The organism is Schlesneria sp. (assembly GCF_036405755.1).
Lineage (GTDB): Bacteria > Planctomycetota > Planctomycetia > Planctomycetales > Planctomycetaceae > Schlesneria > Schlesneria sphaerica.
The window spans coordinates 1-7,662 of sequence record NZ_DASWWZ010000561.1; the positions used below are offsets into that span (position 1 = coordinate 1).

The window sequence follows — 7,662 nt, forward strand, 5'->3', positions numbered from 1 at the left end:
CGATAAGGCCGTGATCGACATGTACCCCGACAAAATGGTTCTGACGGAAGATGGCACGTATTCACAGTGATCTTTGACAACGATCGTTCGCAGTAATCAAAGAGAGACCTGCAGTGCGTTGCAACCCAGACATCGCGGGAAGCAACGCAGCCGTTCATACCGCGTGAACACGCAAGCAGCAGGAACTTGCGGGGGCGTGGCGGAGGCCCCATTCAGGGATAAACTTTCCTGGTTTGTGGTCCCCGGAATGGGTCAACACGCTCTTTTCTATCTCTCACGCTCTTTTCTATCTCTGAAGCATCACCGCTTGGCGCGGCGGGCCGAAATGATTTCGGTGTTCATCCCGGCCCAGTGAAGGCTGCCCGAGAACCGACCGTGCTCCATCTTGACGCATTTGTCCATCACCACCTTCAGGCCGTGTGCACGTCCCTTTTCTGCCGCTTCGAACTGGATGATGCGAAGCTGAGTCCAGACGTATTTCGCCCCGATGGAAATTGCCTGATCGACGATTGTCGGAAGTTCTCCGGCCGGACGAAAGACGTCGACCAGGTCAACTTTCTCGGGAATGCTGAGCAAGTCAGGGTAGACGGTCTCGCCGAGGATGGTTCCCCCACGAGGATTTACCGGGATCACGCGGTACCCTTCCCGTTGCAGATACGTGGCTACGAAGTAGCTCGCCTTCTGCCGTTCGGCGGATAGACCGACAATCGCGATGGTTTTTGCCTCGCTCAGAATTTCACGAATGACACGCGGATCCTGATAGATCGCCTGTTGCTCGGACGTGAGTGCCGTATTCAGGCTTATAGTGCAGCTAGCGCCTGATCCAAGTCCCATAGTAAGTCCTCCAAGGTTTCCAGTCCCACGGACAATCGGACAAGGCCAGGTCCGACGCTGCCGGCCGTCAGTTCTTCATCGCTGAGTTGCTGATGTGTGGTTGATGCCGGATGGATAACCAGACTGCGGGCATCCCCCACGTTGGCGAGGTGTGAGAACAGTTCAAGTGCTTCGATAAAGCGACGTCCCGCCTCGCGGGCGTCTCCACCGATCGGTTTCAGATCAAAAGAGAAGACAGCCCCCGGTCCCTTCGGCAGGTACTTCTTCGCGAGATCGTGGTAAGGGCTATCCGGCAGACCCGCATAGTTGACCTTGGCTACCTTGGGGTGCTCGGACAGGAAACTGGCCACACCCATCGCGTTGCTGACGTGGCGGTCCATTCTCAGGGAGAGGGTCTCGAGTCCCTGAATGAGCAGGAAGGCGTTCATGGGTGAAATGCAGGCCCCGGTATCCCGCAGCGTTTCCGTCCGCAGCTTCATCAGGAAGCCGTAATGACCGAAAGTGTCATAGAACCGCAGGCCATGGTAAGAAGGTGACGGATCTGCAATCGTTGCAAAGCGAGAGAAGTTAAATTCGCCCGAATCGACGACGGCGCCGCCGATACTCGTTCCATGCCCCCCCAGAAATTTCGTCGCCGAATGCGTCACGATTGTTGCCCCCCAGTCGATCGGGCGACAGAGGTAGGGCGTTGCAAAGGTGTTGTCGACGATCAGCGGAATTTTTTTGCTGTTCGCCAGAGCGGCTAATGCCTCAAGATCGAGGATCGCACCGCCGGGGTTACCAATCGTTTCCCCGAACAGACAGCGCGTTTTCGGTGTGATCGCCGCTTCCCACGCCTTCAGATCGCTGGGATCGACGTACCGGACGGTGACCGACAGCTTCTTGAGCGTGTGAGTCAGTTGGGTAACCGTGCCGCCGTAGAGTTGCGAAGAGGCGACAATCTCGTCCCCGGGTTCCAGCAGCGTCATGAATACGGCAAATTGTGCCGCCATGCCACTCGCCAGTGCGACCGAGCCTGTCGCATTTTCCAGTGACGCCAGCCGTTCTTCGAAGACGGCGGTCGTGGGGTTGCTGATTCGGGTGTAGATATTGCCGTAAAGCTTCAGGTCGAATAGTTCCGCTGCCTGGTCCGCATCCTGAAATACGTACGAGGTGGTCTGGTAGATCGGAACTGCACGCGCGCCGACATGCGGGTCGGGAATGTGACCTGCGTGGAGCATGCGGGTTTCAAATCCGAACTTGCGGCTCGCGTCCGACGACATGGATAAATGTTCCTCGGTGAAATCTCGAAACAAAAGCTGTCAGGAATGTATCAGGTCTTTTGCCATGGAGTGAACAGACCCGATGAAAACACCGCTGAAATTGTGCGTTTCAAGTGGCCGTTTCAAAGTCGTGGAAGTTGGCAGCGGGTGCTCGCTCGCTTGCGACGTGGCCCTGACCCTCAAGCGGTAAAGTGGAACAGCCGTCGGCAGAGTAGTCTCTGCCGACGGCTGTTCTATGAAAACGGCTCGGTTCGTCACCGTCCGTGGGAAGCCTGGCCAATCGTGCGATCGGGAAGGTGTCACAATTCAACCGGGGAAAACCATCCAAAGCGAGCGGTGGGGGCTTCTGCTTCGATGATCTCGCCGGGAGAGGATTCTCGACACAATTCCTATCGGCGAACGATTCGCTTCAGATGAGACAGAACAGCGTCGCAACCGGGCTCAGATCGCTGATGTCGGGAATAACAGGCATCATCGCTAAAACTTGACTCAACTGCCTCGTTTACTGTTCCGGGGCGCCGCTTTCTTCACTGCGGCCTTTTTCAGAGCCGACTTCTTCACCGGGAGACTCATGTCAGAAGCAGGAGCTTTCCGTGCGGCTGACTTCTTGGCCACCTTGGCAGGGGCCTTCTTGGATTCCGCCTGTTCGCCGGTCTTTTTGCCCGTTGGTGAACCGCTGAAAATGCGATCCCAGCTTGCTGAAAACTTCTTCGTCGACCCCGTGTGAACTGTGTAACCCGTCATGACAAAATTGATCCTTCATTCAATGTGAGGGAATTGACCGCAGTGGTCGAACCACAGACCCAGGTCCTTGCATACCTGATTCGCCTTCAACAGAGCAGCTTATCGGCATTGCGGCGGATCGTCACGCAATGAGCGCGGCCGACGTTTGCAATTTTCGCTGGATACGCCATTCATGCAGGCCCCCCACTCGCAGGAAGGATGGGCTTGTGCAGCGTCCGCCCACGTCATGTGCCGGGGAACTGTCGGTCAGTTCGAGGTCAGACGCCGAGACGCCACGCCTGCGAGTCACCGCAGGCCATTTCTCAACAGAACGAGGTCGCGTCCCGAGTTGCTCATCCGAGTGGGCTCTTGCTCGGGAAGTACGGACCACATGGCGTCGCGCTCTGCGCCGCTTTCCCGGCCCTGCGGGTGATTGGAGAATCGACTGCGGCGCAAAAGGGTCAGGTCATGCCGACATCCTAGGACCAGCAAACAGCGTAGGGATTGGCCGGAAATTGCGCCGTGACCATCCGGCCCGCATAAGGGGTCACGCGCCGCTCCCGAGACCGAACGGTTCAACGCTTCTCGTGCTGCAGACCGTATTTCTTCATCTTGTTGTAAAGAGTGACGCGACTGATACCGAGTTCCAGGGCTGTCTTCGTTCGGCTGAAACTGTTCTTGAACAGCGACTGCTCAATGATTTCCTTTTCATTGAAGGCGACGCGGCGTCCCAGCGTACTATCGATCGATTTATCGACGAACGGCGTCCGGGGGAGTTCCACTGTAGGATCATTCGTCGGCCCCGCGTTTCCGGACAGGATATGCGAAGGGAGGTGCGACTTCGCCAACAGGCCATCGCGACAATAGATCACGGCCCGCTGAATCACGTGTTCGAGCTCGCGGACGTTGCCTGGCCAGGGATACTCCAGCAGCGAGTCAAACAACCCCGGATCGATCTCTTCGATCCGTACGCCATGCCGGATCGCGAATTGCCGGATGAACTTTTTCGCGAGCGGAACAATGTCAATCTGACGCCGCCGCAGGGGGGGAATGACGAACTTCAACATGTTCAAGCGGTAGTACAGATCCGGACGAAATCGATTGGCTTCGACAAGTTGCTGAAGTTCAAGATTGCTGGCCACGATCAAGCGGGCCTGACAGACCAGCGTCTCATTCGATCCGACCGGTTCGAATTCGCCGGTTTCGATCACACGCAGCAACTTGACCTGCTGTTCCGGCCGCAAAGCGTCAATCTCATCAAGCAGGATCGAGCCACGGCGCGCAGCGATGAATTTTCCTTCTTTGTCCTGATGAGCACTCGTGAATGAGCCCTTGGAATGGCCGAAAAGCTCACTTTCGATCAGATCGCTCGGCAGCGCGCCACAGGCGACGGGCAGGAATGGATCGTGACGGCGAGGGGAGACCTCGTGAATCAGGCGCGAAAGGAACGTTTTGCCCGCGCCGGTCTCGCCAATCAGCAGAATCGTCACGTCGTGCCGGGCAGCAATCTCAAGATCGACCAGCATCTGTTTCAATTGCGGTGAATTCGTTTCGAAACGACGACTGATCCCCATCAAAGTGCCGAGCGGCGGAGACTCAGCAACGGTCAGCCCCTGCCCCAACAAGGTTGTCTGAGCACTGGAGTGGTGATTCATACCTACCGAGTCAGGAGAAAACAGTGGCGCAAACGCCTCGAGCAGCGCTGATCGATCCAGGCGTCCCACCAGCAGCAGGATTGCTGTCGTTGCCGCACGTCGACGGAGCGGTTCGGGGCACTGCACGGGTGTAACGACAGCGAGACGAACTGCAGGTAATCGCTGGATGATTTGGTCCAGGATCTGAACTTCGCTATGCCCGCCACTGGAAGCATTACGAAAGTCGGCGACGATCGCCGCGGGGGGCGTGGTCGACGCGAGATGGAGCAATTCCTCAGAGGATCCATACGCGCGAATTTCTGCCCGCCCCTGAAAGAGGCCGGGAAGTTCAGAGGCCATGAGTTGGTCGTTGCTCAGGACGACAATCAGTGGCTTTGTCATTTCGCTCTACTCAAGAATCCAGGCACTCCCTCGCGGGAACCGTAAGACGAACTCCTGCAGGAGAATCGGCTCTCGCACGCAGCCCAGCCCCACTCTCATACAAATCGAGTGCCGAAGGACAAATCGCCCTCGAAACTCCTCTCAACTCATTGATATCAATCCACTTAAATGCACACACCCGGCCGTAAAGGAGGAGATCGCACGTAGCCGAATACCCACGCGCGCGCTGCGGCACGTGGACTTTTCGCCACACGGATCGTTCACGGGCACGCATTATTTCATGCAAGTGATTTGATGACCTGCGAATAATTGATCAGGTCCACCTGCTGCTTCTGCCGATGGAGGGAAGGTCCGTTCGAAGTCAGTCCTCCTCGTGCGTATCCAGGGCAAAATGATGAATCGGAAACGGGTTTTGCTGAGCACCATGATCGCTCTTGGACTGATTTTGACGACCGATTGCCGTCCTGCGGCCGCAGGAGGACGCGCCTGGAATCGAAGCCGGCCTCAATTGGTGACGCAGACCAATCGTGGACCCTGGCTGCCGCTGAAGTCGCCAGTGGCAGAACACCCCGCGAACGGCTTCCATTCCTCCCACGGTGAGCGGAGTCCAGATTTTTACTGCAACGGATACACCACGCGTGCCTACAAAGGACTGATCACCAAGCTGCCGTAGCAGAATTGGGGTGATCTCGATGTCCGTAATTCCGAACTGACTCGTTCGCTCGTCCCGTGATCTGTACGACAGCCGACGACGGACATCGATCAAGGCCGAGCCACAATCGCTGTCCGATCCCTGATTGTTCGGTCCCGTTACGGACGTCGAAGATTCGCACGGATTGAAGAACCCCGTCTTTGCACCATCGAGCGTATTTCCCTCGCTCTGGACTGGATGTGCGGGGCCTCCCGATTCTGATCTCAGGTACATCTCCCTACGCAACGGTTTACCGGCCCGACGACGTTCACGGTTCGCTGCTGATGAATTGCGTGGTGGATTTTCCTCCGCGCAGGATGCGAACGCGTCACTGGTGGGCTGAATTGAGCGATCACCGCACCCGAATGGGGCCTGATTTCCGCGTGCCGCCAATTGGCAACACAATTGCTTAATGGTCCCGTTGGCCGCGTGCTGCCAATCAGGCAAGCCCGAGCGGTCGTGGTCTCTTGCCGCCTGAATGAGACGGGGACGATCGAACGATGAAGAGCCGCGCGTTGTTGCTTGGTAATTGTAACTCACGCAATGGTGCATCCGCTTTCGATGCGGCTGCCAAGGAGCTCTCACAGAACGGCATCGAACTCATTCGAGAATCGCCGCCGGATGTCGACCAACTTGTCTCGCTCATCCGGCAGCACCGTCACGACGTTGATCAAATTATCATCGTGGGGGGCGATGGAACCCTGAACGCCGCCCTGGATGGTCTAGTCGAATGCTCGGTTCCACTGGGAATCGTCCCCTCGGGAACAGCCAACGATCTGGCACGAACGCTGGGAATTCCCACGGACCCCGCTGCGGCGTGCCAGGTCATCCTTGAAGGTCAAATGCACCCGATCGATGTCGGTTGGGTCAATGGAAAACATTACTTCAACGTTGCGAGTCTGGGAGTCTCAGTCAAAGTCACAGAGCAGCTTTCCAAACGCTCCAAAAGTCGCTGGGGAATTCTGGCGTATCTGCTGACCGCTGCACGGGTCATCGTGGCGTCGCGGCCCTTCACCGCCTCCATTCGCTCGGAGATGGAATCGATACAGGTACGAACGATTCAAATCGCCGTTGGTAACGGACGTTATTATGGCGGGGGGCTGACCATTGCCGACGATGCCAGCATCGTCGACAACCGACTGGACTTCTACAGTCTCGAGATTCAGCGCTGGTGGCAGATCATTCCGCTGCTGATGGCGATGTATCGGGGTGACTTGTCGCGATCGCCTCATGCTCGGACGCTGAGGGGAACAGAGTTCACGATTGAAACGAGTCGACCTCGCAAGCTGAATACGGACGGGGAGATCACGACGCAGACACCGGCAGAATTTCGCGTCCTTTCCCAGGCGGTTCGCGTTTTCGTTCCTAACGGCGTGATCGCAGAATCAAAGTCGTGACTTGCGGTAGTGTTGTCGGGTCCCGTGCTCAACCTGGATTCCCAATCCGAACCCCGTGAACGGGAGTGTGACCTCGCAGAGTTTCTACACTGATGCTGTCCCGCCTCTCATGGGATCGCAACTCTCGAAAAGTCGAAGGGGCAGAGCACGACATGCTCTGCCCCCCGACAATGGAAATGAGACTCAGCTCCTCCCTCCTCTGCCTTCCATCCGCTGTTCGAATCGAGATGGAATCAGACACAGGCGGCTGCAGCGACTCTAGCCGATTTTCTCTTTACCAACCCATGGACGCAGGACTTCCGGGATGACGATGCTGCCGTCTGCCTGCTGGTAATTCTCGAGAATCGCGATGATCGCACGCGTCACCGCGATGGCGGTTCCGTTCAGTGTGTGGACGTATCGTGTTCCCTTCCAGTCGGGTGATTTGCAGCGGATTCCCAACCGACGAGCCTGGAAGTCGGTGCAATTCGACGCCGAGGTCACTTCGCCCCATTCACCCGCTTCCCCTCGTCCTGGCATCCAGGCCTCGAGATCAAACTTGCGGTAGGCTGATCCTCCCAGGTCACCCGATGCAATGTCGAGCACGCGGTAGGGAATTCCCAGCCCCTGGAAGATCTCTTCTTCGATCTGCACGATCTCGGCATGAAGCGCGTCAGAAGCCGCGACATCCGGAGCCGTAAAGCCGAACATCTCGACTTTCGTAAACTGATGGACGCGGT

At 57.1% G+C, this 7,662-nt stretch carries 7 protein-coding genes; 2 read left to right on the top strand and 5 right to left on the bottom strand.

Translation table 11 applies throughout. The features are described from left to right. Window positions 1-300 precede the first annotated feature (300 nt). The 4 genes from VGE80_RS18765 to VGE80_RS18780 form a co-directional block, all read right to left on the bottom strand. Entirely contained in the window at window positions 301-834 is a 534-nt protein-coding gene (locus VGE80_RS18765) for a CoA-binding protein (protein ID WP_373651594.1), read from the bottom strand. Continuing rightward, on the bottom strand, window positions 801-2,096 hold the full coding sequence (locus tag VGE80_RS18770; RefSeq protein WP_397570472.1) for an O-acetylhomoserine aminocarboxypropyltransferase/cysteine synthase family protein: 1,296 nt from the start codon (window positions 2,094-2,096) through the stop codon (window positions 801-803). The genes VGE80_RS18765 and VGE80_RS18770 overlap by 34 nt, the downstream gene beginning before the upstream one ends. A gap of 489 nt (window positions 2,097-2,585) precedes the next feature. Continuing rightward, on the bottom strand, window positions 2,586-2,840 hold the full coding sequence (locus VGE80_RS18775) for a hypothetical protein (protein ID WP_397570473.1): 255 nt from the start codon (window positions 2,838-2,840) through the stop codon (window positions 2,586-2,588). A 554-nt stretch (window positions 2,841-3,394) separates the two neighbouring features. Next, window positions 3,395-4,855, bottom strand: coding sequence for a sigma 54-interacting transcriptional regulator (locus VGE80_RS18780; RefSeq protein ID WP_440593723.1), 1,461 nt, complete (start codon window positions 4,853-4,855; stop codon window positions 3,395-3,397). Between the two features lie 424 nt (window positions 4,856-5,279). Between VGE80_RS18780 and VGE80_RS18785 the strand changes: the two genes are divergently transcribed. Together VGE80_RS18785 and VGE80_RS18790 are read left to right on the top strand one after the other, a co-directional pair. Continuing rightward, window positions 5,280-5,528 (top strand): hypothetical protein, encoded by a 249-nt coding sequence (locus VGE80_RS18785; RefSeq protein WP_440593724.1) that lies wholly within the window; start codon window positions 5,280-5,282, stop codon window positions 5,526-5,528. A gap of 518 nt (window positions 5,529-6,046) precedes the next feature. Further along, window positions 6,047-6,943, top strand: a complete 897-nt coding sequence (locus tag VGE80_RS18790; protein WP_440593725.1) for a lipid kinase — start codon at window positions 6,047-6,049, stop codon at window positions 6,941-6,943. 258 nt (window positions 6,944-7,201) lie between these two features. On the opposite strand, the gene VGE80_RS18795 is transcribed toward VGE80_RS18790, so the two are convergent. Then, the coding region (locus VGE80_RS18795; RefSeq protein ID WP_440593726.1) for an aminoacyl--tRNA ligase-related protein at window positions 7,202-7,662 on the bottom strand (461 nt) is incomplete at its 5' end.

Coding starts and splice junctions, on each gene's coding strand:
- VGE80_RS18775 (WP_397570473.1), bottom strand. CDS start 2,840: ATGACGGGTTACACAGTTCACACGGGGTCGACGAAGAAGTTTTCAGCA.
- VGE80_RS18780 (WP_440593723.1), bottom strand. CDS start 4,855: ATGACAAAGCCACTGATTGTCGTCCTGAGCAACGACCAACTCATGGCC.
- VGE80_RS18785 (WP_440593724.1), top strand. CDS start 5,280: ATGATCGCTCTTGGACTGATTTTGACGACCGATTGCCGTCCTGCGGCC.
- VGE80_RS18790 (WP_440593725.1), top strand. CDS start 6,047: ATGAAGAGCCGCGCGTTGTTGCTTGGTAATTGTAACTCACGCAATGGT.
- VGE80_RS18765 (WP_373651594.1), bottom strand. CDS start 834: ATGGGACTTGGATCAGGCGCTAGCTGCACTATAAGCCTGAATACGGCA.
- VGE80_RS18770 (WP_397570472.1), bottom strand. CDS start 2,096: ATGTCGTCGGACGCGAGCCGCAAGTTCGGATTTGAAACCCGCATGCTC.